Origin of the sequence: Mycobacterium sp. B14F4 (assembly GCF_039871645.1) — a bacterium.
Classification (GTDB): domain Bacteria; phylum Actinomycetota; class Actinomycetes; order Mycobacteriales; family Mycobacteriaceae; genus Mycobacterium.
The window spans coordinates 797,588-820,099 of sequence record NZ_JBDPMF010000001.1; the positions used below are offsets into that span (position 1 = coordinate 797,588).

Here is a 22,512-nt window from a genome sequence, read left to right on the forward strand (position 1 = left end):
GACGCATGTGCCGAAACATCACCGAGCTGCGCGGGCTGGAGCCGGCGGCGACCGACGAGGAGATCGAAGCCGCCGCACGCCAGTACATCCGCAAGGTCAGCGGCATCACCCGGCCGACGGCCGCCAACGCCGACGCCTTCGAGGACGCGGTCGCCGAGGTCACCGCGACCACCCAGCGGCTGCTGGCCTCGCTGCCGCCGCGACGCCAGCCGCCCAAGACCGTGCCGCCGCTGCGCAGGCCCGAGGTGCGGGCCCGGATCGCGGCGAAGGCGGCGACATAACGACCACGACGGCGACCCAGCCCGCGCTCGAGGAGTGGAGCGCGGTGGTGCACGCGCTGCTCGACGGCAGGCAGACGGTGCTGCTGCGCAAGGGCGGTATCGGTGAGAAGCGGTTCGCCGTCACGGCGTCGCGCTTCCTGTTGTTTCCCACCGTCGCCCACAGCCACGCCGAGCGGGTCCGCTCCGAACACCGCGACCTGCTCGCCGCGGCGGCCGATGACAGCACCGAGGACGCGGTGACGATCCGCGCCGGGGCCGCCGTCGTGGCCGCGATCGACGTCAAGCGGCCGCAGGGGTTGGAAGACATTGCCGGACAGCATATTTGGACCGACGAGTCGGTGCGCGCCGACCGGCTGGACTTCCGCCCCAGGCACCCGCTCACCGCGCTGGTCGTCCAGGCCTGCCCGCTGACGCAGCCGGCCCGGATCGCGCGTACGCCCGACTACGCCGGCTGCACCAGCTGGGTGTCACTGCCCGTCGACCCGCAGTGGGGCCCGCCCGTCCACGACGAGGCGACGCTGAGGAAGATCGCCGCGGACGTACGCCACTCAGTCGGTTGACGGCGGGCGCGGACCCGCGGGCAGCAGCAGTCGCGAAACGCCGTCGGCCAGATGCACGGTGTGGGTGGCCGACTCCAGCCTGCTGCCCGTGCCGAGCGGCTCGCCCGTACCGAGGTTGCGAGCGAACCGCGGATGCGACCCGCCGGCCACCAGCACGCGGATCCGCGACCCGGCCCGGAAGCGGTGCGCGACGGCATCGAGTTCGATGCGCACAAGGCCCGAATCCGGTGCGCCACCGAGGTATCCGTCGCTGACATTGCGCGACCGGCCCCGCGCGTCCACCTCGCTGATGCGCACCCACAGGTCGTTGTGCGGGTTGTCGCACGAGTGAGACAGCTCCAGCACCGGCGTGCCGGCCAGGTAGAGGTCGGTGGGCAGGCGATCGCCGGTGAAGCTCAGCACGTCGGCGCGCTGGGCCAGGTGGTGGTCCTTGCGGTAGCCGCCCTCGGGCGAGAGCAGCCGGCCGCCGATCGTCGGCGTCGGGTTGGCCGGGTTGTAGGTGAACGTCGCGGCAGGGGCCGACTCCGGAGGCACCGCGTCACCGAGCCTGCCGCCCGGCTGCAGGTAGCGCGCCTGCTCGGGCATCGCCGGTGGCCACTGGGGCAGTTCCGCCCAGCCGCGGCCGTTGACGAAGACGCGCACCGGATGCCGCCGGCGCCCGCCGCCTCCGCCGAGATGGGTGCCGAGCCAATCCAGCGACTCGCGGACGGCCGTCGGCGCCGCCTTGGTCATCAAGTGCGTGTGCGTCCACGATCCGAGCGTCAGGCCGACCGGCACTCCCCGCTCCCGCAGCCGGTGATACTGGGCCAGCGTCTGCTCCAGGAACAGGTCCTGCCAGCCGCCGATCAACAACACCGGAATCTCCGTGCGGTCCAACGCTTCCCGGATGTTCAGCGACGTCCAGAACGGATCGTCGGGCTCCGGGTGGTCCAGCCACGACTCCCACCACGGCGCACCGGCGCCGAGCAGCGACCGGCCCGCGTCACCCGCGGGAAGTCCGGTCGTCGCGCGCGCCAGGGCACGACGTGCCCGAACCTGGCCCAGCAGGGCACGCAGCCGGCTGGGCTCCTCCTGGCGGGCCACCAGATTGCTCCAGCCGAGGAAGTCGTTCAGCGCGAACGTCCCTCGACCCCAGCGCGGTCCGCTCACGTCGTGCGGCCCGACGGTGATCACGGCGGCCTTCATCTCCGGCGGCGGGTCCACCAGCAGCGCCCACTGGGTGAAGCCGAGGTACGACAACCCGATCGTGGCGAAGGACCCGGTGAACCAGTCCTGCTCACGCAGCCACGCCACGGTGTCGGCTCCGTCGGCGATCTCGTTGACCATCGGGTTGAACTCGCCACCGGAGCCGAACGTGCCGCGCACGCTCTGGAACACCACGTGATAGCCGCGCGACGCGTATACGCCGGCGTAGAGCGCCGAGAACGGGAAGCGACGGCCGTACGGGCAGCGGACAAGCAGCGTGCCCGTCGGGGTTGCCGTCGCGGGCGCGTAGTGATCGGCCCTCAGCTCGACACCGTCGCGCATCGGGACGTGCACCTTGTTCACCGTGAAGTCGCACTCGTGCGGCGGCAGCCGCAGCAGGCGCGAGAGGGTGCGTCCGGCGAGCCGCGCGGTGGTTGGACGGGCAGGAGCGTCGACGGTCACCCCGTCGAGGCTACGCAGGCGATCCGGCGTCCGAGTCAAGCGCCCGCACCACGCCGGTCATCGCCCAGTCGATGGCCGAGGTGGCGTCCTCGCCGTCGAGTCCCCACACCCCGACGAGGCGCTCGTAGGACGCCGGGCTCCACAGCACGTCGAGCAGCGCCGCCACCTTGCGTCGCCGGCCCTCCGGCAACCCGGGCGCCGCCTCGTCGACGGCGCGCAGCAGCGCCTCGCGACGGCGCTCGTCGGAACTGACGAACGCCGAATCGGTCGGGGTCGGGAAGGTCTCGCGCACCGAGAAGCGTTGCAGCGACGCGAAAACGCGCGCGGTCACCGTACCGAGATTGTCGAGCGTCACGTCCTCGTAGGACACGCCGGCTTCCGCTTCGAGCTGTTGCATCACCGCGGCGTGCAGGTGACGTTCGGTGGGGAAGTGCCGGTACACCGTTCGCTCGCCGACGCCGGCGCGTTCGGCCACCGCGCGGAACGTCAGCGCCCGCCAGTCCCAGCTGTCGAACTCGTGCACCAACTCGCTGCCCGCGCCGACGATGCGCTCACGCGTCTGCGTGGCCTTCCGGCGACGGGCGCTGTTGTCGTAGGAGCGCCGCTGCGCTCTTGACGGGTCGCCCATAATGATGACAGTCTACTGTCACTAATTGGGTGCAAGGTGCGGCGAACGTGCTTTACGGCTCGAAAAAATGCCGAACCTTCGAGCGGTAATGCACGTTCGCCGACGAGTAGGTGGGAGGTGCACCGTGGCATCGGCGACAGAATTGATGGCCCGCGCCGTCGGGCGGACGGGTCTCGACGACTTCGGCGACGACTCGTTTCGCGAAGGCCTGCAGATTCTCACCCGCGCGCTGCGCGACGAGGCCCGGCTCAACGCGCGCGGCGAGGCCTTCGTCTACCACCGCATCGAACTGCACCTGTCGCAGCGCCTCCAGGTCGAGGACTGGTATCGCAGGCATCCGGAGATCGCCGACGAGGTCATCGTGGCGCCGCTGTTCGGGCTCGGCCTGCCGCGCACCGGGTCGACGGCGCTGTCCTTCCTGCTCGCCCAGGACCCCGACGTCCGCTACCTGCGCAGCTGGGAGTCCGCGCAGCCGTGTCCGCCGCCGTCGACGGTGCAGGGCGACGATCCGCGCATCCCACCGGACGCGCGCCCGATCGTCGTCGGCAGCCGCCACCACGTGCCCAACGACATCCGCGGCCCGATGGAGTGCCTGGACCTGATGGCGCTGGACTTCAAGTCGCAGATCTTCCAGGCCTATGCGCAGATCCCGTCGTACTCCCAATGGTTATGTGACAACGCCGATTTCACCCCGACCTATGTCTACGAGCGGCGGGTGCTCAAGTTGTTGCAGTGGGGAGAGCGGTCGCGGCCGTGGCGGCTGAAGTCCCCGGCGCACGTGCTGTCACTCGCGCACCTGGACCGCGTGTTTCCCGACGCCCGGTTCGTCATGACGCACCGTGACCCCACCGACGTGATGCTGTCGGTGGTCGACGTCTATGCCGACATCGTGGGTGGCTTCACCGATGATCTCGACCGGCGCTTTCTCGGCGAGCTGAACGTCGCGCAGTGGTCCACCGGGATCCAGCGCACGATGGCCTTCCGCGCCGCCGGCGCCGACGACCGCTTCTACGACATCGACTTTCGCGTCATGCAGGCCGACCCGATCGGCGAGGTGACCCGCCTGTACGCGTGGCTCGGCGAACCCGTCACCGAGGAGTTCGAAACGCGGATGCGAACGTGGTGGGCCGAGAACGCCGAGAAGCGCGAACCGCACCCGAAAGCGGACCCCGAGGCATTCGGACTGGACTTCACCGAGATTCGGCCGTTGTTCGCCGACTACGTGGACTCGTACGTGAGGAGCGTTCATGAGCGTTGACCTGACCGGCGGCATGGACCCGGCCCGTGAATTCATGTTCGCGCGGCGGCCCGACAACCCGGAGATGCGCGACTCCGTGAGCTTCTGGGTGTTCGACGACCGCGGCGAGATCGGTCTGCCGCGCATCGGCATCGAGGCTGTCGCGTCGAACTGGGAGGCCCACGGTCTTCAGGTCAACATCGCGTTCGCCGACGGCCGGGTGTTCCGGCTGCGCGCCGACGGTCCCAGCAGGCCGGTCGAGGGGCCCGACGGGCGACCGACCGTGTTGGGCGCGGGGCCGCTGACGTTCGCCTGCGTGGCGCCCTTCGACACGTGGACCGTGGCGTTCGACGGCCGGGCCGTGCAGACGTCGTCGGCCGATCTGGCCGCAGGCCGCAAGGACGGCCCGCTGGTCGACGTGCGCTTCGAGGTCGAGGCCAAGATGGCCGTGCCGCCCTGGGTGCAAGGTGCCATGCGGGCCGACGCCGACGAGCAGCTCAAGACGTCGATCGTCGGCGATCTCATGGGCGGGCCACGCTACGAGCAGTTGTTCCGCGCCACCGGGGCGGTCGACATCGCCGGCGAGCACCGGTCGTTCTCCGGCAGCGGGTTGCGGATCCGGCGCCAGGGGGTGCGCAAGCTCGAAGGCTTCTGGGGCCACTGCTGGCAGTCGGCGTTGTTCGGCAGCGGCCGGGCGTTCGGCTACATCGCGTATCCGCCACGACCCGACGGGCAGCCGAACTACAACGAGGGCTACCTCTACTTCGGGGGATCCGGTGGCGACGGCGACCTGGTGCCCGCCCGGGTCGTGGAGGCGCCCTGGCTGCGCCGGTTGCAGCCGCGCGGCGAGGACGTGTCCCTGGTGCTCGAAACCGACCGGGGCACGGTGCGCATCGAGGGCGAGACGGTGGTGTCCACCCACGACATCACCGATCGCAGCGAGATCCCCGCCGACCAGCTCGCGTTGATGGCGAACTGGACGTTTCCGGCGTTGCAGCAGGCGGGGGTGCGCTATCGCTGGGACGGCGAGGAGGCGATCGGCATGCTGGAGCGTTCGAGCCCGATGGATCAGATCGAGCACGACGGCTGAGCCGTCAAATTCAGTGAAGCGGCTGAGCCGTCAAATTCAGTGAAGCGGCTGAGCCGTCAGTCGAGCCTTCAGAACACGTAGTGGGGGATGAGCTCGTGGGCGCGCTGCAGGTTGGTCTGCATGCAGTCCGGGTTGGGGTTGGAGTAGATCGGTGAGTAGAACAGCGACTGCTGCAGCACCCCGTACTCGGTGTCGAACGCGATCATGCAGGTGATCCACCAACGGTTGTTCCAGTCCGTCGGCTTCATGATCCAGTACTGCGCGGCGCGGTGCCCGGCGATGTCGAGTTCGACGGCGTCGGGGGGCAACGTCGACTCGTAGGTGCGCCACACGATCGCCTCGACCGCCATCTGGTAGTTGCCGGCGTCGTACTTGCAGCGCAGCTGGTCCTCGGGAATCGGCGGGGTGTAGGCCAGCCCGATCGCCTGCACGGCGTCCAGCGGAATCTGCTTGCACGGGTTGAACGGGGCCGGGTCGGTGGTCTCGACGACGGGCCACTTGATCGACGTGGTGACATTCGTCATCGGAATGTCGTCGGCATTCACATGCGGCGCGCCGGCCGGGCTGCTCTGCCACACCACGATCACCGCGGTGACCAGCGCGCACAGCACCGAGACCAAGCGCAGCTTGGCGACCATCACACCCCCTGCTCATCGGTCCGACCTAGCGGGCAGTGTAGCGGGCGCCCGCCGGGGGCCGGCGAGGAAACGAGAACCTGTTCTAGTTGCCCCGCGGGCCGCGCGCCGCCGGTTCAGTAGGCTGGTCGGTTGTGACACGCGACGGCCGGCGCCCCACCCTGTGGGCGATCAGCGACCTGCACACGGGTCACACCGGCAACAAACCGGTGACCGAGTCGCTGCATCCGGCCTCACCCGACGACTGGCTGATCGTCGCGGGCGACGTCGCGGAGCGCACCGACGAGATCCACTGGGCGCTCGATCTGTTGCGCAAGCGGTTCGCCAAGGTGATCTGGATCCCGGGCAACCACGAGCTGTGGACCACCAACCGCGACCCGATGCAGATCTTCGGCAAGGCCCGCTACGACTACCTGGTCAACATGTGCGACGAGATGGGCATCGTCACTCCTGAGCACCCGTTCCCGGTGTGGACCGAGGAGGGCGGCCCGGCCACGATCGTGCCGATGTTCCTGCTCTACGACTACACCTTCCTGCCCGCCGGGGCGGCCACCAAGGCCGAAGGCCTGGCGATCGCGCGGGAGCGCAACATCGTGGGCACCGACGAGTTCCTGTTGTCGGCCGAGCCGTATGCGACCAGGGACGCGTGGTGCCGCGACCGGGTGGCCTACACCCGCAAGCGGCTCGAGGACCTCGACTGGATGACGCCGACGGTGTTGGTCAACCACTTCCCGATGGTGCGCGAACCGTGCGACGCGATGTTCTATCCGGAGTTTTCGCTGTGGTGCGGCACCACCGCGACCGCCGACTGGCACACCCGCTACAACGGGATCTGTTCGGTGTACGGCCATCTGCACATCCCGCGCACCACGTGGTACGACGGGGTGCGGTTCGAGGAGGTGTCGGTCGGCTATCCGCGAGAGTGGCGGCGGCGCAAGCCGTATCGGTGGCTGCGGCAGATCCTGCCGGACCCGAAGTACGCGCCCGGCTACCTCAACGAGTTCGGCGGCCACTTCGAGATCACCCAGGAGATGCGCGAACACGCGCAGAAGGTGCAGCAGCGGGTTTCGGAAAGGCTGGGTCGATGACCACGGCCGCATCGCTGCTCTCGGGTGTGCTGCTCGATGCGACACCGTCGTTGGCCGCCGCCGAACTGTACAGCGACCCACCGGAACTGATGCCCTTGCCCGAAGAGGAGCCGCTGATCTCCCGGTCGGTGGCCAAGCGCCGCAACGAGTTCATCACCGTCCGGTACTGCGCCCGGCAGGCGTTGGGCGAACTGGGCGTCGGTCCGGTACCGATCCTGAAGGGCGAGAAGGGCGAACCGTGCTGGCCCGAGGGAGTGGTCGGCAGCCTGACTCACTGCGAGGGCTACCGCGGTGCGGTGGTGGGCAGGCAGGCCGACGTGCGGTCGGTCGGCATCGACGCCGAACCGCACGGTGTGCTGCCCACCGGGGTGCTCGACGCGATCAGCCTGCCCGCAGAACGCGCCGAACTGCGTGAACTGCCCGGGGGCCTGCACTGGGACCGGGTCCTGTTCTGCGCCAAGGAGGCGACGTACAAGGCGTGGTATCCACTGACCCGGCGCTGGCTGGGTTTCGAGGACGCCCATATCGTCTTCGACGTCGACGACAGCGGGACGTCGGGCGGCTTCGTGTCCCGCATCCTGATCGATCCGGTCGCGCAGATCGGGCCGCCGCTCGAGACGCTGGCGGGGCGCTGGTCGGTGCGCGACGGGATCGCGCTGACCGCGATCGTCCTGTGACCGAGGCCGGTCTCGTGGTCGTCGACAAGCCCGCCGGCATGACGAGCCACGACGTCGTCGGCCGATGCCGCCGGTTCTTCGGCACCCGCAAGGTGGGACACGCGGGCACCCTGGACCCGATGGCCACGGGCGTGCTGGTGGTCGGGATCGAGCGTGCCACCAAGATTCTCGGCCTGCTCACCGCCACCGACAAGAGCTATTCGGCCACCATCCGGCTCGGGCAGACGACGTCGACCGAGGACGCCGAAGGCGAAGTGCTGCAGACGTTTTCAACTGCCCATGTCACCGATGCGCAGATCGAGCAGGCGGTGGCCGCGTTGCGCGGCGAGATCGACCAGGTCCCCTCGGCGGTGAGCGCGATCAAGGTCGGCGGGCAGCGGGCCTACAAGCTGGCCCGCGAGGGACAGGCGGTCGAGTTGGCGGCCCGCAGGATTCGGGTCGACCGGTTCGAAGTCGTTGCCGTGCGGCGGCAACCCGGGTTGGTCGACGTGGACGTCGAGGTCGACTGCTCAAGCGGGACCTACATCCGGGCGTTGGCTCGTGACGTGGGCGCCGCCCTGGGTGTGGGCGGACATCTGACCGCCCTGCGTCGCACCCGGGTGGGCGGCTTCGGACTCGATCAAGCCCGCACGCTGGAGGAGTTGGCCGACGAACCGCGGCTGAGCTACTCGCTGGACGAGGCCTGCCTGCTGACCTTTGCCCGTCGCGACCTTACGGCCGACGAGGCCGAATCGGCCAGTCACGGAAGGCCTTTGAATCCCGCTGGCATCGAGGGCATCTACGCCGCGGTCGCACCGGACGGAAGAGTCGTCGCGCTCTTGACAGACGGAGCCGAGCACACGAAGTCGGTCGTCGTCATCCGCCCGGCCACCCTCACCCGGTAATCCGCAGTTCAGTTCAATCCTGCAGGCAACCTAGGTTCATGGCCACTGGGGTCGACGGAGCTCGCGTGCGCGCGCACCCGGGTCATGGGCGCGATCGGCGCCAACCCTCAGCTGACCACCCAGATTGCTTCTGCCGCAGGGTTTCCCAGGTCGACGGTGGTGCCGGGATCGTCCTCGCGGGCGTCGGCGGATTTCACGGCCACCGAGATCATTCCCGCGAAGTCACGTCGGGCCAGCACGTGCAAGCGAGAATCCAGGCTGATGCCGACGCTGTCGAAGTACCGCAGCATCTCCGGATCGGCGTCGGAGATGCGCGCGATGGTGCCGGTCTCGCCGTCGCGGCACACCGACAGCTGCCGCGCGTCGGGGGTGGGCACCCGGCCGTCGGCGGCCGGGATCGGGTCACCGTGCGGATCGCGCGTCGGATGGCCCAGCTTGGCGTCGATGCGATCGAGCATCCGATCCGACACCGCGTGCTCGAGCACCTCGGCTTCGTCGTGCACCTCGTCCCAGCTGTATCCGAGCTCGCGGACCAGGAACGTCTCCATCAAGCGGTGCCGGCGCACCATCGCCAGCGCGGCGGCACGCCCGGCGTCGGTCAGCGTCACAGCGCCGTACTTCTCGTGGTTGACCAGCCCCTGGTCGGCCAGCTTGCGGATGGATTCGGACGCCGTGCTGGCCGACACGCCGAGCTTCTCGGCGAGCAGCTTCGTGCTGATCTTCTCCAGCGACCACTCCTGCACGGTCCAGATGACCTTCAGGTAGTCCTGGGCAACCGTCGTCAGGTCGCGCGCATCGCCGGCAGGATTCACAGAACAAAGTTTAGGCAATGGTCACCTCATCTGGGCATGCAGCGAAGCGGCGAGGCGTGGCCGCGCCGTAGGCTAGCCCCGTGCAGCGCTGGCGGGGACAGGACGAGATCCCGACCGACTGGGGCCGATGCGTCGTCACCATCGGCGTGTTCGACGGGGTGCACCGCGGCCATCAGGAGCTGATCAACCACGCCGTCAAGGCCGGTCGCTCGCGCGGAGTGCCGACCGTGCTGATGACCTTCGATCCGCACCCGATGGAGGTCGTGTTCCCCGGCAGCCACCCCGCCCAGCTGACCACGCTGACCCGGCGCGCCGAACTGGTCGAGGAAATGGGCATTGACGTCTTCCTGGTGATGCCGTTCACCTCGGACTTCATGAAGCTGACCCCCGAGCGCTACATCCATGAACTGCTGGTCGAGCGGCTGCATGTGGTGGAGGTCGTGGTGGGGGAGAACTTCACGTTCGGCAAGAAGGCCGCGGGCAACGTCGCGCTGCTGCGCAAGTCCGGTGAGCGGTTCGGTTTCGCGGTCGAGGGCATGTCGCTGGTCGCCGAGCATCATCAAGACGAGACCGTGACGTTCTCTTCGACCTACATCCGGTCCTGCGTGGACGCCGGTGACGTCGTCGCCGCGGCCGAGGCGCTGGGCCGTCCCCATCGGGTCGAGGGCGTGGTGGTCCGCGGCGACGGCCGGGGCAAGGTCCTGGGCTTTCCCACCGCCAACGTCGCACCACCGATGTATTCGGCGATCCCCGCCGACGGGGTGTATGCGGCGTGGTTCACCGTGCTCGGCCACGGCCCGATCACCGGCACCGTCGTCCCCGGCGAGCGCTATCAGGCCGCGGTGTCGGTGGGCACCAACCCGACGTTCTCCGGTCGCACCCGCACGGTCGAGGCGTTCGTCCTCGACACCAGCGCCGACCTGTACGGCCAGCACGTCGCCGTCGACTTCGTCGCCCGCCTGCGCGGGCAGGAGAAGTTCGCGAAGGTCGAGGACCTCGTCGAGCAGATGGGCGCCGACACCGAGCACGCCCGTACCCTCCTGTCGGCGCAGTGATAGTCTGCGCGGCTCCGCCTCGGTGAGCTGCGATTTCACGCCGTTGCGGGCGCGCTGTTAGACTTCTCGCCGACCTGGCGTGCGCTGCAGTTCGCGGCGGCCACGGCCCGAGATATCCCGCGGACTGAAAAGATGGAGTTGATTCGTGGCGCTCACCGCCGAACAGAAGAAGTCGATCCTTGGCGATTACGGCCTGCATGACACCGACACCGGCTCGCCGGAGGCCCAGGTCGCGCTGCTGACCAAGCGCATCGCCGATCTCACCGAGCATCTCAAGGTGCACAAGCACGACCACCACTCGCGGCGCGGTCTGCTGCTGCTCGTCGGCCGCAGGCGTCGGCTGCTCAAGTACGTCGCGCAGGTCGACGTGCAGCGCTACCGCTCGCTGATCGAGCGGCTCGGCCTGCGTCGCTGACGACGCGCCAGTACGCACCCGGGCCGGGCCGGGATTTCGGCCGGGTAGCTGCGGCAGAGTACGATGGTCTGGTTCGTCGGCCGTCTCGGCGCGAACGACTCGGGTGCGGCATCGCAGTCCCGCGAGCACCGCTCCCGCGAGCGTCATATCGGAACCCGCTCGATCGCGCGGTCTTCGGTAGTGGCTGCCGGATCATCAATGCCGGCAGCTTCGATCGATGGCCGTAGCCGCATCGAGGCCGGTGGTTCGAACGCTGTGACGACGCGAAACAGCTAAACAGTGAACCCAGAGAGGCCATACGGACGCCCATGTCTGTAGTTGAGATTGAGGACGGCGTGTACGAATCGACCGCCGTCATCGACAACGGGAGCTTCGGCACCCGCACCATCCGCTTCGAAACCGGCCGCCTCGCCCAGCAGGCCGCCGGAGCCGTCGTCGCCTACCTAGACGACGAGACCATGCTGCTGTCGGCGACCACGGCCGGCAAGTCGCCGAAGGACCACTTCGACTTCTTTCCGCTGACCATCGACGTCGAGGAGCGCATGTACGCCGCCGGGCGGATCCCCGGCTCGTTCTTCCGTCGCGAGGGACGCCCGTCCACCGACGCGATCCTCACCTGCCGGCTGATCGACCGTCCGCTGCGGCCGACGTTCATCTCCGGCCTGCGCAACGAGGTCCAGGTCGTCGTGACGATCTTGAGCCTCGATCCCAAGGACCTGTACGACGTGCTGGCGATCAACGCCGCGTCGGCGTCGACGCAGATCTCCGGACTGCCGTTCAACGGTCCCGTCGGCGGCGTGCGGGTCGCGCTGATCGACGGTCAATGGGTGGCGTTTCCGACCGTCGAGCAGCTCGAGCGGGCCGTGTTCGACATGGTCGTCGCCGGCCGCAAGGTCGAGAACGCCGCCGAATCGGATATAGCGATCATGATGGTCGAGGCCGAGGCCACCGACAACGTCATCGAGCTCGTCGGCGGCGGAGCGCAGGCACCGACGGAAACCGTTGTGGCCGAGGGCCTCGAAGCCGCCAAGCCGTTCATCGCCGCGCTGGTCGACGCACAGCAGGAATTGGCCGACCGCGCCGCCAAGCCGACCGCCGACTACCCGGTGTTCCCCGAGTACGGCGAGGATGTCTACTACGCCGTCGCCTCGGTGGCCACCGACGCGCTGTCCGAGGCGCTGAGCATCGCGGGCAAGCAGGAGCGCAACGACCGCACCGACGAGATCAAGGTCGAGGTGCAGGAGCGGCTGGCCGAGCAGTACGCGGGTCGCGAGAAGGAGGTCGGGGCCGCGTTCCGGTCACTGACCAAGAAACTTGTGCGGCAACGCATTCTGACCGACCACTTCCGCATCGACGGTCGCGGCGTCACCGACATCCGCGCGCTGAGCGCGGAGGTCGCCGTCATCCCGCGGGCGCACGGCAGCGCGTTGTTCGAGCGCGGCGAGACCCAGATCATGGGTGTCACCACGCTGGACATGGTCAAGATGGCCCAGCAGATCGACTCGCTGGGGCCCGAGACCAGCAAGCGCTACATGCACCACTACAACTTCCCGCCGTATTCGACCGGTGAGACCGGTCGCGTCGGCTCGCCCAAGCGCCGCGAGATCGGCCACGGCGCACTGGCGGAGCGGGCGTTGATGCCGGTGTTGCCGGGCGTCGAAGAGTTCCCGTACGCCATCCGTCAGGTTTCCGAGGCACTGGGCTCCAACGGCTCCACGTCGATGGGCTCGGTGTGTGCGTCCACGCTGTCGCTGCTCAACGCCGGTGTGCCGCTGAAGGCTCCGGTCGCGGGCATCGCGATGGGCCTGGTGTCCGACGACGTCGAGGTCGAGGGTGGTGGCGTCGAAAGGCGCTTCGTGACGCTGACCGACATCCTCGGTGCCGAGGACGCCTTCGGCGACATGGACTTCAAGTGCGCCGGCACCAAGGACTTCGTCACCGCGCTGCAGCTGGACACCAAGCTCGACGGCATCCCGTCGCAGGTGCTCGCCGGCGCGCTGGCGCAGGCCAAGGACGCCAGGATCACCATCCTCGAGGTGATGGCCGAGGCGATCGACAAGCCGGACGAGATGAGCCCGTACGCGCCGCGGATCACCACGATCAAGGTGCCGGTCGACAAGATCGGCGAGGTGATCGGGCCCAAGGGCAAGATGATCAACTCGATCACCGAGGAGACCGGCGCGTCGATCTCGATCGAGGACGACGGCACCGTGTTCGTCGGCGCCTCCAACGGCGAGGCGGCCCAGGCCGCGATCGACAAGATCAACGCGATCGCCAACCCGCAGCTGCCCAAGGTCGGCGAGCGGTTCCTCGGAACCGTCGTCAAGACAACCGATTTCGGCGCGTTCGTGTCGCTGCTGCCCGGACGTGACGGGCTGGTGCACATCTCCAAGCTCGGCCGTGGCAAGCGCATCGCGAAGGTCGAGGATGTCGTCAAGGTCGGCGACAAGCTGCGGGTGGAGATCGCCGACATCGACAACCGCGGCAAGATCTCGCTGATCCTCGTCGCCGAGGAAGAGGCGGCTGCCACGACAGACACCGCGACTGCACCGGCAGATGCCGCCACGGCCAGCAGCTAGGGCATTGCGCCGCGGTGACACCACCGCGGAGTCATCCACTCGGGATCTCTCGACGGTGCGCCGCACCGTGCTGCCCGGTGGCCTGCGCGTGGTCACCGAATACGTCCCGTCGGTGCATTCGGCGTCGGTGGGCGTATGGGTCAACGTCGGTTCCCGCGACGAGGGGCCCAGCGTGGCCGGCGCGGCGCACTTCCTGGAGCACCTGCTGTTCAAGTCGACGCCGACGCGCTCCGCGGTTGAGATCGCCCAGTCCGTCGACGCGGTCGGCGGTGAGCTGAACGCGTTCACCGCCCGCGAGCACACCTGCTACTACGCGCACGTGCTCGACACCGACCTCGAGTTGGCCGTCGACCTGGTCGCCGACGTGGTGCTGCGCGGCCGGTGCGCCGCCGACGATGTCGAGATCGAACGCGACGTGGTGCTCGAGGAGATCGCGATGCGCGACGACGATCCCGAGGACACGCTCGGCGACGTCTTCCTCTCGGCGATGTTCGGCGCACACCCGGTCGGTCGTCCGGTGATCGGCAGCGTGGACTCGATCACGACGATGACGCGGACGCAGTTGCACTCGTTCCACGTCCGCCGCTACACACCGGAGCGCATGGTGCTCGCGGTCGCAGGCAACGTCGACCACGCCAAGGTGGTGGCGCTGGCCCGGGAGTACTTCGGCCCGCGCCTGATTCGTGGCCGTAGCCCGGTGCCGCCGCGCAAGGGCACCGGGCGCCTCGGCGGCGAGCCGAGCCTGCAACTGGTCAACCGCGACTCCGAGCAGACGCATCTGACGTTGGGCGTGCGCACGCCGGGTCGGCACTGGGATCACCGTTGGGCGCTGTCGGTGCTCAACACCGCCCTCGGCGGCGGATTGAGTTCGCGCCTCTTTCAAGAGATCCGCGAGACGCGCGGCCTGGCGTACTCGGTGTACTCGACGGTCGACACCTTCTCCGACAGCGGTGCGTTGTCGGTCTACGCCGGGTGCCTGCCTGAGCGGTTCGACGAGGTCGTGCGCGTCACCACCGACGTGCTGCAGGCCGTCGCCTCCGACGGCATCACCGAGTCGGAGTGCCGAATCGCGAAGGGCTCGCTGCGGGGCGGTCTGGTGCTCGGGCTGGAGGACTCCGGTTCGCGGATGCACCGCATCGGCCGCAGCGAACTGCACTACGGCGAACACCGCACGATCGAGCAGACGCTGGCGAAGATCGAAGCGGTGACGCTCGACGAGGTGAACGCCGTCGCGCGCCGGCTGCTGACCCGAGCTTACGGCGGTGCCGTTCTCGGCCCGCAAAGATCGAAAAAGTCGCTGCCGCAGCCGCTTCGGGCCATCGCGGGCTGATCGCCTACGCTAGGGGCGATGACTGGACTGTCCCGGCGGCGCGTGCTGGTCGGCGGACTCACGCTCGCGGCCCTGGCCGCATGCTCGGAGAAACCCGTCCTGGCCGACCCTGCCGAACCCCTGCCCCCGGTCGAGGACCGCATCGGCCCGCTGGAGCGGCGGCACAACGCACTCATCGGGGTGTTCGCCGCCAACCTCGACACCGGCAGGACCGTCGCGCACCGGGCACAGGAGCCGTTCGCGATGTGCTCGACGTTCAAGACCTACGCGGCGGCGCGGGTGCTGCAGATGGCCGAACGCGGTGAGCTGACGCTGGACCGCGCGGTCACCATCGAGCCGAACGACATCGTGGTCAACTCGCCGGTGACGCAGACCCGGGTCGGACAGAACATGACGCTGGCCGAGCTGTGCCAGGCGGCGCTGCAGCGAAGCGACAACGCCGCAGGAAACTGGCTGCTGCGGGTGATCGGCGGACCGTCGCGCATCACCGACTTCGCGCGCAGCATCGGAGACGAGCGGTCGCGGCTGGACAGGTGGGAGATCGAGCTCAACGCGGCCGTGCCGGGCGATCCCCGCGACACCAGCACCCCGGATGCGCTGGGCGGCGGGTACCGCGCGCTGCTCGCCGGCGACGCGTTGGCGCCGCCGCAACGCCACCAGCTCGAGGAGTGGATGCGCGGCAATCAGACGTCGAGCATGCGGGCGGGTTTCCCGCCCGGCTGGACCAGCGCCGACAAGACCGGCAGCGGCGACTACGGCAGCACGAACGACGTGGGTGTGGCCTATGGTCCCGACGGCCAGCGGCTGCTGATCGCGGTCATGACGCGATCGGCCGCCGACGGCCCGGACGCGCCCGGCCTGCGGCCGCTGGTCGGTGAACTGGCCACTTTGCTGGTTCCGGCGCTGCTCGCCTGAGACATTCACCAGGCCGCCCCGACCATCCCCCATGGTCGGGGGCGACTGGATGAGCGGCTGTCCCCCCACGCGGCCCCCAGCGCCAGCCGCTGGACTAAACGGTATGGCACGCGGGGGTGCCGGAGGAATCGGGCGAATCCCTATCGTTTTGGGCGGCGACCCTTACCCGACGGCGCCGACCTGCGCGAACAGGGTTCAGGCCAGCACCGACGCCGGATCGGTGAAGGGCAGGTGCAGGTCGTGGGCGACCTGCTCGGACAGCAGCGCGCCGTCGTGCGTCGACAGCCCCTTGGCGAGCGCCGCGTCGGCCCGGCAGGCGTCCTGCCAGCCCTTGTCGGCGAGCTTGAGCACGTACGGCATGGTCGCGTTGGTCAGCGCGAACGTCGACGTGCGGGGCACCGCGCCCGGCATGTTGGCCACGCAGTAGAAGACGGTGTCGTGGACCGCGAAGGTCGGGTCGTCGTGCGTGGTCGGGCGGGAATCCTCGAAGCAGCCGCCCTGGTCGATCGCGATGTCGACCAGCACGGCGCCGGGCTTCATGTGCGCGACGGTCGAGTTGGTCACCAATTTGGGGGCCTTGGCGCCGGGCACGAGCACCGCGCCGATGACCAGGTCGGCGGTCTTGACGGCGTCTTCGAGGTCGAAGAGCGACGAGTAGCGGGTCTCGATGGCGCCGCTGTTCTCGTTGTCGATCTTGCGCAGCGTGTTGACGTTGAGGTCGAAGACGGTGACGTGGGCGCCCATGCCCTTGGCGATGCGGGCGGCGTTGTAGCCGGCGACGCCGCCACCGATCACCACGACCTCGGCGGGCGCGACGCCGGGCACACCGCCCATCAACACCCCGCGGCCGCCGTGGCTCCGCATCAGGTGATAGGCGCCGACCTGGGCCGACAGCCGTCCGGCGACCTCGCTCATCGGCGCAAGCAGGGGCAGGGCACCATCGGCGGTCTGGACGGTCTCGTACGCGATCGACGTGGCGCCCGACGTCATCAGCGCGTCGGTGCAGGCCTTGGACGCGGCGAGGTGCAGGTAGGTGAACAGCGTCTGGCCGCGACGCATCCGCGGGTACTCGGCCGCGATCGGTTCCTTGACCTTCAGAAGCAGTTCGGCTTCGGCCCATACCTGGTCGGCGCTGGTGATCAGTTGGGCGCCGGCGCGTTTGAAGTCGGCGTCGGAGATCGCCGAACCGTCACCCGCGCCCGACTGGATGATGACCTCGTGACCGCGGTGCACCAGTTCGGCGACACCGGCCGGGGTGATCGCGACGCGGTACTCGTTGTTCTTGATCTCGGTCGGAATGCCGACTCGCATGATCGCTCCTCGTATCGGGGGATTAGACAAATTGTGAAGAAACTTCGATATCACCGCAACAAACCTGGCTAAAATTCCTTAAGATGGGCCGATGTCAGAAGAAGTATCGATAGAGCCGCTCGGACGGCCGGGTTCGTCGAAGGATGTTCGGCCCGTCGCGCTCGACGACGTCGACCGCCGCATTCTGGCCGTCCTGCACCGAGACGCGCGGATCTCCAACAACGCTCTGGCCGACGCGGTCGGCATCGCGCCATCGACATGCCACGGCCGCGTTCGGCGTCTGCAGGACCTCGGGGTGATCCGAGGCTTCTACACCGACATCGATCCGGCGGCCATCGGGTTGACCCTGCAGGCGATGATCTCGGTGAGCCTGCAATCGAACGCCCGCGGCAAAATCCACAGCTTCATTCAGCAGATCCGGCGCATGCCCCAGGTGATGGATGTGTACTTCCTAGCGGGCGCCGACGATTTCATCCTGCACGTCGCCGCGCGCGACACCGACGACCTGCGGTCGTTCGTGGTGGAGAACCTCAACGCCGACGCCGACGTCGCGGGCACGCAGACGTCGCTGATCTTCGAGCACCTGCGCGGCGCCTCACCGCTGTAACGCATCGCGGGCATCGCCACACGACAGCAGATAAGCGCAAACCGCTGTCGGAAGGAACACCAATGAAGTCGTCCACGCTGCCGCTTGTCGCCGCCGGTGCCGCTGCCCTCGCGTTCGCCGGGGTCGCCTCGGCTGCCCCAATGGGACCGGATGTGTCTCGTACGGTGAAAACCCTTGAGTCGCAGGGTTTTCAGGTGATCGTGAACAAGACCGGGAACGGCCCGTTGGACCAGTGCGCGGTCGCCGCGGTGCGGCCGGGCCAGACCTACCAGCGGATGGAGTCCGACGTGCCCGGTCCGCGCGGCCACACCGGCATCACGACGATCGTCACCGGTAAGACCGTGTATCTCGACGTGTCGTGCTGAGGTCCGCCGGCGGCGCTATACGCCGATGAGGTCGGGGTGGAAGACGGCCGCCATGCGGCGCATCCCGTCGCGCCAGTCCACCGTGGTGCTGCCGGCCAGCTCGCGCAAGGTGCTCACGTCGACGGGGTTGCCGCGCAACGCCTGTTCGCTCACCTCGAAGACGGGTTGCCTGCCCACCAGTGAGCCGAGGTATCCGCACCACTCCTGCAGGCTGATGATCTGGTCGCCGGCCCAGTTCACGGTGGTGGCCGGAACGGACGCCGCCGCCAGGAGTTTCGGGATCATCGCGATGATGTCGTCCTCGTGGATCGGGTTGTAGCGGGCGGGGCCGCCGGGCGGCACCGGAATCGGTATGCCGCCCAGGATCATCTCCAGGTGGTAGAGGGGCCACCCGCCGTTGTCGCCGTACGGAACGTTGAGCCGGGCGATGATGGTCGGCACGCCGAGCACCCGCGCGACCGACCGGGCGACCACCTCGCCGGCGATCTTCGATATCGAGTACGTGGGCAGCAGAGGCTTGTGGTTGTCGCCGAGCACTGTTCGTTCGGTGCGAAGCTCGTCGTCGGGCGGGTCATACACCGCCGCCGACGAGCAGTGCAGGAAGGCCTTCACGCCGCGGCAATGCGCCATCAGCAGGCCGACCGACTCCGCGTTGGCGGCGAGGTCCTTGTCCCACCTGCCGCTCTTGGCGACCGCCAGATTGAGGACATAGTCGAAATCCGCAGGCAACGCACCGAAGTCGCCCGCAGCCATGTTGACGGTCTCGCATCGCACGCCGGCCTTCTCGAGTTCCTCACGGGCCGCGGCGTCGGAGAACCGGGCGATGCCCCACACCTCGTTGTCGGCGGCCAGAGCTCGCGCGACGGGCAGGGCGACCTGACCGGTCACCCCGGTGATCAAGATCTTGGAGCCACGCATTGGGCTGATGGTAGGTGCCCGCCTTGAGCCGGGGTGGGGGATCGCCTCGTAAACCGTCAGAACGTCACAGTTGACTCGACAAGCCCCCTCGCGACCATCGTCACCGGCCACGAGGGGATTTGGCTGCGTCTGCGCACACAGCAGAATTTCGACGGCGGCCAGTCTGATGCTGACTGCTTAACACCACAGTTGCACCAACGGCCATCTAGCAACGGAGAAGTGAACGCAACCGGCCCTGACTCCGCCGCTACCTCCAGGCTATGCCTGCCCAATGGCCGATGGAAGAGGCGACGTTGTTCTCCTATGTGCTGAAAGGCGGTACACCGTGCTCGGCGGCTACCGCGGGCAGGCCGCAACTTAGTTCGACCCACCGACAAGTTTGGGGCGGCGATAGGGTGACGCCATGCGAGTCGGAGTACTGGGCGCCAAGGGCAAGGTCGGCACGACGATGGTCGAAGCCGTCGAGGCCGCCGACGATCTGACCTTCACCGTCGGGGTCGACGCCGGCGATCCGCTGAGCCGACTGGTGGAGACCGGGACCGAGGTGGTCATCGACTTCACCCATCCCGACGTGGTCATGGACAACCTCCAATTCCTCATCGAGAACGGGATTCACGCCGTCGTCGGCACCACCGGCTTCACCGACGACCGTCTCGATCAGGTGACGGCCTGGCTGGCCGACCATTCCGAGGTCTCGGTCATCATCGCCCCGAACTTCGCGATCGGTGCCGTGTTGTGCATGCACTTCGCGCAACAGGCCGCCCGCCATTTCGAATCCGTGGAAGTCATCGAGTTGCACCATCCGCAGAAGGCCGACGCACCGTCGGGTACCGCGGCACGCACCGCCCGGCTCATCGCCGAGGCGCGAAAAGGCATGCCGCCCAACCCCGATGCGACGAGCACAGGTCTGGACGGCGCACGCGGCGCCGATGTCGACGGCGTTCCCGTGCACTCGGTGCGGCTCGCCGGACTCGTCGCCCACCAGGAGGTGCTGTTCGGGACTCAGGGGGAGACGCTCACCATCCGCCACGACAGCCTCGATCGCACCTCGTTCGTGCCCGGCGTCCTGCTCGCTGTACGACGGGTGGCCGAGCGTCCCGGATTGACCGTCGGTATCGAACCTCTGCTCGACCTGTGATGAGCGCTTGCGCGAAGAACCGAACGCACTGATGGCCGAGGAGGGGCGGCGCGCGCTGCGCATCCAGCTGCTGATCGGCTTCATGTGCATCGCGCTGATCGTCTACTTCGTGCTGCTCGGCCGGATCGCGATGGCGTTCATCACCACTGGCGAGCCGGCGGCGATCGGACTCGGCCTGGCGCTGATGATCCTGCCGCTGATCGGCATCTGGGCGATGGTCAGCACGCTGCGCGCCGGCCTGGCCCATCAGCGGCTGGCCCGCATCGCCGCCGACCGCGGCATGGAACTCGACGTCAGCGCGCTGCCGCGGACGGCGTCCGGGCGCATCGAGCGCGACGCGGCCGATGCGATGTTCGAAACGGTGCGCGCGGAACTGGAGGACGACCCCGGCAACTGGCTGCGCTGGTACCGGTTGGCGCGGGCCTACGACTACGCCGGGGACCGCAGTCGGGCACGCGAGACGATGCGGAAGGCGGTCGAGATGGAGGAGCGTAGGTGAGCAGGACGCTGCTCGTCGTGCACCACACGCCCTCGCCGGGGACGCGGGAGTTGCTCGAGGCGGTTCTCGGCGGCGCCAGGGATCCCGAGATCACCGGCGTGCACGTCGTGGTCCGCCCGGCACTGGCCGCCACGCTGCCGGACATGCTCGACGCCGACGGCTACCTGTTCGGCACCACGGCGAACTTCGGCTATATGAGCGGCGCGCTCAAGCATTTCTTCGACACGGTGTACTACCCGAGCCTCGACCACGTCGCCGGGCGCCCGTACGGGCTGTGGGTGCACGGCAATAACGACACCGCGGGGGCGGTCAACGCGGTAGAAAAGCTTGCGACCGGGCTCGCCCTGGCCAAGGCGGCCGACGTCCTCGAGGTGATCGGCGGCGTCGACGCCGGTGTGCGCGAGCGGGCCTACGAGCTCGGTGGCACGCTGGCCGCGACGTTGATGGAGGACTAGACATGCCGGGCATCGCAGAGATCGCTTTAGGCGCAGCGCCGATCGCCGGTGGCGCACTGCTCGGCATCGCCGCGGGCGGCATCAAGGGGCCTGATGTCCGCGGCGGAATCATCAAGGACCTGGACCTGCTGGAACGGATCCCGCCCGAGCAGGTCGAGCGCCGGCAACGGCTGCAGCAGGCCATCTACGAGCGGATCGACGACCTGATCGCGACCGCGGAGAAGACGCGCGAGCTGCGCCTGGCCGCCGCCTCCTATAAAGGCAACTGGCGCGATGTCGTGGTGTTCGTCTGCGCAGTGCTGTTCACCATCGTCTGGTGGCATGTCAGCCACAGCCGGTCCAACTGGCTGGTCATGTTCATCCTGTTGGTCATCTTCTCGGTGATCTCAGGCATCTACGCGCTCCGCGGATTGTTCCGCGCAGTCCGCAGGTTCCTGCGCCGAAGGGACCGCCGCTCTCAGTAGTGGTAGGTGTCCGAGGGGGCCGGGATGTGGGCGGGGTCGTCGACGTCGTCGAACTCCGACACCTCGATGCCGTAGGCGCGGGCCAGGTCGAGGATCTTGTTGGCCCGCGCGATGCGGGGGAGATCGGACCCGTTGCGGATCTCGCCGCCGTCGCGCTCGAACTCGGTGAAAAACTCCTTCGCCCAGCTGATTTCCTCGAGTGACGGCGAGAGCCCGTCGTTGACGATCGGGCACTGCTCGGGCATCAGGCAGATCTTGCCGGTCATGCCGAATTCGACCGACACCGCCGTCGCCTCGCTCAGCTTCAGCGCGCTCGAGCCGACCGTGGGGCCGTCGATCGCGCTGGGCAGATGGGCGGCCTTGGCCGCGATCGTGAATCGCGAGCGGGCATAGGCGAGGGTGGTCGGGTGCTCGCCGAAGCCGGTGTCGCGCCGGAAGTCGCCGATGCCGAACGCCAGCCGGAAAGTGCCTTTGGCCGCGGCGATCTCGGTGATCCGCTCCAGCCCCCGCGCCGTTTCGACCAGTGCCACGATCGGCACGTTGGGCATCCGTTTGGCGGTTTCGGTCACGTGGTCGACGGATTCGACCATCGCCAGCATCACCCCGCCGATTCCCGTCTTGGTCAGCGCGTCGAGATCGTCTGCCCACCACTGGGTGCCGAACCCGTTGACGCGGACCCAGTCGGTGTGGCCCTCGCCCAACCAGCGCACCACGTTGTCGCGGGCCGCGATCTTGTCCTTGGGGGCGACCGCGTCCTCGATGTCGAGCACGACGATGTCGGCACGCGACCGCATCGCAGGCGCGAAGCGTTCGTACTGCGCGCCGTTGACCAGCAGCCAACTGCGGGCCAGCACCGGGTCGATGCGAAATCCGACGTCGCCGTGGTCGGACTGGTCACCGGTTTCTAAGTCGTACATCCGTT

General features: G+C 68.4%; 25 protein-coding genes. 18 read left to right on the forward strand and 7 right to left on the reverse strand.

Annotated features, from left to right (window positions below; genetic code table 11):
- The first annotated feature begins 5 nt into the window (after nt 1-5).
- Nucleotides 6-281, forward strand: a complete 276-nt coding sequence (locus ABGB19_RS03920; RefSeq protein ID WP_347684191.1) for a DUF2277 domain-containing protein — start codon at nt 6-8, stop codon at nt 279-281.
- Nucleotides 278-841: a DUF1802 family protein gene (locus ABGB19_RS03925; protein ID WP_347684718.1), complete on the forward strand. Its 564-nt coding sequence runs from the start codon at nt 278-280 to the stop codon at nt 839-841. Before ABGB19_RS03920 ends, ABGB19_RS03925 begins: the two co-directional genes overlap by 4 nt.
- On the opposite strand, the gene ABGB19_RS03930 is transcribed toward ABGB19_RS03925, so the two are convergent.
- Nucleotides 830-2,488 (reverse strand): CocE/NonD family hydrolase, encoded by a 1,659-nt coding sequence (locus ABGB19_RS03930; RefSeq protein ID WP_347684193.1) that lies wholly within the window; start codon nt 2,486-2,488, stop codon nt 830-832. The genes ABGB19_RS03925 and ABGB19_RS03930 overlap by 12 nt on opposite strands.
- Before the next feature lie 10 nt (nt 2,489-2,498).
- On the reverse strand, nt 2,499-3,116 hold the full coding sequence (locus ABGB19_RS03935) for a TetR/AcrR family transcriptional regulator (protein WP_347684195.1): 618 nt from the start codon (nt 3,114-3,116) through the stop codon (nt 2,499-2,501).
- Nucleotides 3,117-3,240: 124 nt separating this feature from the next.
- On the opposite strand from ABGB19_RS03935, the gene ABGB19_RS03940 reads away from it, so the two are divergent.
- Entirely contained in the window at nt 3,241-4,374 is a 1,134-nt protein-coding gene (locus tag ABGB19_RS03940; RefSeq protein WP_347684197.1) for a sulfotransferase, read from the forward strand.
- Entirely contained in the window at nt 4,364-5,443 is a 1,080-nt protein-coding gene (locus tag ABGB19_RS03945; RefSeq protein ID WP_347684199.1) for a hypothetical protein, read from the forward strand. Before ABGB19_RS03940 ends, ABGB19_RS03945 begins: the two co-directional genes overlap by 11 nt.
- Nucleotides 5,444-5,511: 68 nt before the next feature.
- Here the strand turns inward: ABGB19_RS03945 and ABGB19_RS03950 are convergent, their stop codons facing one another.
- Nucleotides 5,512-6,081, reverse strand: coding sequence for a DUF3558 domain-containing protein (locus tag ABGB19_RS03950; RefSeq protein ID WP_347684201.1), 570 nt, complete (start codon nt 6,079-6,081; stop codon nt 5,512-5,514).
- A 131-nt stretch (nt 6,082-6,212) separates the two neighbouring features.
- Between ABGB19_RS03950 and ABGB19_RS03955 the strand changes: the two genes are divergently transcribed.
- From ABGB19_RS03955 to truB, 3 genes are read left to right on the forward strand one after another with little or no spacing between them, the layout of a single operon-like run.
- A complete protein-coding gene (locus tag ABGB19_RS03955; protein ID WP_347684204.1) occupies nt 6,213-7,166 on the forward strand; it encodes a metallophosphoesterase in 954 nt (317 codons plus the stop codon).
- A complete protein-coding gene (locus ABGB19_RS03960) occupies nt 7,163-7,843 on the forward strand; it encodes a 4'-phosphopantetheinyl transferase (RefSeq protein WP_347684206.1) in 681 nt (226 codons plus the stop codon). The genes ABGB19_RS03955 and ABGB19_RS03960 overlap by 4 nt, the downstream gene beginning before the upstream one ends.
- The gene (truB, locus tag ABGB19_RS03965) at nt 7,840-8,727 is read left to right on the forward strand and encodes a tRNA pseudouridine(55) synthase TruB (RefSeq protein ID WP_347684208.1); all 888 of its coding nucleotides are present in this window, start codon (nt 7,840-7,842) and stop codon (nt 8,725-8,727) included. The genes ABGB19_RS03960 and truB overlap by 4 nt, the downstream gene beginning before the upstream one ends.
- A 107-nt stretch (nt 8,728-8,834) precedes the next feature.
- Here truB and mntR read toward each other — a convergent pair whose 3' ends face one another.
- Nucleotides 8,835-9,539, reverse strand: coding sequence for a manganese-binding transcriptional regulator MntR (mntR, locus tag ABGB19_RS03970; RefSeq protein ID WP_347684210.1), 705 nt, complete (start codon nt 9,537-9,539; stop codon nt 8,835-8,837).
- Between the two features lie 80 nt (nt 9,540-9,619).
- Here mntR and ABGB19_RS03975 point away from each other — a divergent pair, with 80 nt between their 5' ends.
- The 5 genes from ABGB19_RS03975 (at nt 9,620) to bla (ending at nt 15,833) form a co-directional block, all read left to right on the forward strand.
- The gene (locus tag ABGB19_RS03975) at nt 9,620-10,594 is read left to right on the forward strand and encodes a bifunctional riboflavin kinase/FAD synthetase (protein ID WP_347684213.1); all 975 of its coding nucleotides are present in this window, start codon (nt 9,620-9,622) and stop codon (nt 10,592-10,594) included.
- Nucleotides 10,595-10,739: 145 nt separating this feature from the next.
- On the forward strand, nt 10,740-11,009 hold the full coding sequence (rpsO, locus tag ABGB19_RS03980) for a 30S ribosomal protein S15 (RefSeq protein WP_347684215.1): 270 nt from the start codon (nt 10,740-10,742) through the stop codon (nt 11,007-11,009).
- 308 nt (nt 11,010-11,317) lie between these two features.
- Nucleotides 11,318-13,588, forward strand: a complete 2,271-nt coding sequence (locus tag ABGB19_RS03985; protein WP_347684217.1) for a polyribonucleotide nucleotidyltransferase — start codon at nt 11,318-11,320, stop codon at nt 13,586-13,588.
- Complete coding sequence (locus tag ABGB19_RS03990; RefSeq protein WP_347684720.1) at nt 13,554-14,918, forward strand: pitrilysin family protein; 1,365 nt, start codon at nt 13,554-13,556, stop codon at nt 14,916-14,918. The genes ABGB19_RS03985 and ABGB19_RS03990 overlap by 35 nt, the downstream gene beginning before the upstream one ends.
- An 18-nt stretch (nt 14,919-14,936) precedes the next feature.
- Nucleotides 14,937-15,833, forward strand: a complete 897-nt coding sequence (bla, locus tag ABGB19_RS03995; RefSeq protein WP_347684219.1) for a class A beta-lactamase — start codon at nt 14,937-14,939, stop codon at nt 15,831-15,833.
- Nucleotides 15,834-16,028: 195 nt separating this feature from the next.
- On the opposite strand, the gene ald is transcribed toward bla, so the two are convergent.
- The gene (ald, locus tag ABGB19_RS04000) at nt 16,029-17,144 is read right to left on the reverse strand and encodes an alanine dehydrogenase (RefSeq protein WP_347684221.1); all 1,116 of its coding nucleotides are present in this window, start codon (nt 17,142-17,144) and stop codon (nt 16,029-16,031) included.
- A gap of 91 nt (nt 17,145-17,235) precedes the next feature.
- On the opposite strand from ald, the gene ABGB19_RS04005 reads away from it, so the two are divergent.
- Both ABGB19_RS04005 and ABGB19_RS04010 read left to right on the forward strand, forming a co-directional pair.
- Nucleotides 17,236-17,751 (forward strand): Lrp/AsnC family transcriptional regulator, encoded by a 516-nt coding sequence (locus ABGB19_RS04005; RefSeq protein WP_347684223.1) that lies wholly within the window; start codon nt 17,236-17,238, stop codon nt 17,749-17,751.
- A gap of 62 nt (nt 17,752-17,813) precedes the next feature.
- The gene (locus ABGB19_RS04010) at nt 17,814-18,116 is read left to right on the forward strand and encodes a hypothetical protein (RefSeq protein ID WP_347684225.1); all 303 of its coding nucleotides are present in this window, start codon (nt 17,814-17,816) and stop codon (nt 18,114-18,116) included.
- A gap of 15 nt (nt 18,117-18,131) precedes the next feature.
- On the opposite strand, the gene ABGB19_RS04015 is transcribed toward ABGB19_RS04010, so the two are convergent.
- On the reverse strand, nt 18,132-19,034 hold the full coding sequence (locus ABGB19_RS04015) for an NAD(P)-dependent oxidoreductase (protein ID WP_347684227.1): 903 nt from the start codon (nt 19,032-19,034) through the stop codon (nt 18,132-18,134).
- A 403-nt stretch (nt 19,035-19,437) separates the two neighbouring features.
- Here ABGB19_RS04015 and dapB point away from each other — a divergent pair, with 403 nt between their 5' ends.
- The 4 genes from dapB to ABGB19_RS04035 are packed head-to-tail and all read left to right on the forward strand — an operon-like array spanning nt 19,438 to nt 21,590.
- Entirely contained in the window at nt 19,438-20,172 is a 735-nt protein-coding gene (gene dapB, locus ABGB19_RS04020; RefSeq protein ID WP_347684229.1) for a 4-hydroxy-tetrahydrodipicolinate reductase, read from the forward strand.
- Between the two features lie 31 nt (nt 20,173-20,203).
- A complete protein-coding gene (locus tag ABGB19_RS04025) occupies nt 20,204-20,671 on the forward strand; it encodes a hypothetical protein (RefSeq protein WP_347684722.1) in 468 nt (155 codons plus the stop codon).
- Nucleotides 20,668-21,126 carry an NAD(P)H-dependent oxidoreductase gene (locus tag ABGB19_RS04030; RefSeq protein WP_347684231.1) on the forward strand — a complete coding sequence of 153 codons (459 nt, stop codon included), beginning with the start codon at nt 20,668-20,670 and terminating at the stop codon, nt 21,124-21,126. The genes ABGB19_RS04025 and ABGB19_RS04030 overlap by 4 nt, the downstream gene beginning before the upstream one ends.
- Before the next feature lie 2 nt (nt 21,127-21,128).
- Nucleotides 21,129-21,590, forward strand: a complete 462-nt coding sequence (locus tag ABGB19_RS04035) for a hypothetical protein (protein ID WP_347684233.1) — start codon at nt 21,129-21,131, stop codon at nt 21,588-21,590.
- On the opposite strand, the gene ABGB19_RS04040 is transcribed toward ABGB19_RS04035, so the two are convergent.
- Nucleotides 21,584-22,507, reverse strand: coding sequence for a CoA ester lyase (locus ABGB19_RS04040; RefSeq protein ID WP_347684235.1), 924 nt, complete (start codon nt 22,505-22,507; stop codon nt 21,584-21,586). The genes ABGB19_RS04035 and ABGB19_RS04040 overlap by 7 nt on opposite strands.
- Nucleotides 22,508-22,512 lie beyond the last annotated feature (5 nt).